Annotated in this window: 1 protein-coding gene; it reads right to left on the bottom strand. The window is 31.4% G+C overall.

Annotated features, from left to right (window positions below):
* A partial coding sequence (locus LPC13_RS16795; protein WP_234089037.1) for a hypothetical protein occupies nucleotides 1–427 on the bottom strand: 427 nt, incomplete at both ends.

A 427-nucleotide genomic window follows, 5' to 3' on the forward strand; every position in this document is an offset into this window, starting at 1 on the left:
CAATTGCATTTTGTACTGCTGTCTTAGCAACATCTACTTGATCTTGTGTTGCACCTTCATTAGCTACTACTTCTTCTGCTAATTTAACAGCTTCTTTTAATGCATTTATTGTTGCTTCTGTATACTTATCTGATTCATTTTCAATTATATTTTTAGCGTCTTCAATAACTGAAGTTAATTCAGATTTATTTACAGCTTCTTTTATATTTGTTGTTACAGTTGATGTCTTAGTTGCTTCTTCAGCACCTTCTCCATCTGCAACTTTACCATTTATTAAATCAAATGCTATATTTTCTCCACTAGCCTTAGCTATGAATGTTAACTTAACAATGTCTTTAACATTTTCTAAGGCTATTCCAAGTCCAGCTACTACTACTTTTACTTTTCCATCTGTAGCTTTAGCTTGTACAAAATATTTATCTGCATC

It is taken from the genome of Clostridium celatum (assembly GCF_021412605.1).
In the GTDB taxonomy this organism is placed as follows: domain Bacteria; phylum Bacillota; class Clostridia; order Clostridiales; family Clostridiaceae; genus Clostridium; species Clostridium celatum.